Source organism: Streptomyces flavochromogenes (genome assembly GCF_000717595.1).
GTDB lineage: Bacteria > Actinomycetota > Actinomycetes > Streptomycetales > Streptomycetaceae > Streptomyces > Streptomyces flavochromogenes.
Genome location: NZ_JNZO01000109.1, coordinates 1 through 441, shown reverse-complemented (window position 1 = coordinate 441; position 441 = coordinate 1). Strand labels below are relative to the sequence as shown.

At 72.6% G+C, this 441-nt stretch carries 1 protein-coding gene; it reads right to left on the bottom strand.

Translation table 11 applies throughout. The annotated features are described in order from the left end of the window. On the bottom strand, positions 1–322 hold a 322-nt coding region (locus IF00_RS42280), incomplete at its 3' end, for a hypothetical protein (RefSeq protein ID WP_425338364.1). Between the last annotated feature and the right edge of the window lie 119 nt (positions 323–441).

The following is a 441-nucleotide window of genomic DNA, read 5'->3' as shown; positions in this document are numbered from 1 at the left end:
CGTAACCCCAGCCGTCACCGATCCACCCGGCCTGGTTGTTCGACGCCGACGTACGCCCGTCGACAGCCTGCGAACTGTAGCCGAGCGTGACGCCGGGCTTCAGGCCACCGGGGACGGTCGGGACTCCGACCGGGTAGCTCCAGGTGAAGCCTCCCGTCGAGCCGCCGGCACTCCACGCACCGGACGGTTCGAGCGAGGTCGCCGAGAACGAACCACTGGAACCAGAGGGACCGGCCGTCGCCGCGAGGACCGTCATGCCGGACGCCGCCGCCGGGGCCGATGCGGTGGTGGCGGCGCGGGCTCCCGCCGGCACCGGAGCCACCGCTGTGAGCGTACTGTCGGCCGTGTCGTTGGTCGTCGCGAGCGGCTTCGCCACCCGACAACCGGCCTTCTCCGGAGTCGTGAGCGCGCAGGACGGCAGCTGGACCAGCCGCAGTCGCG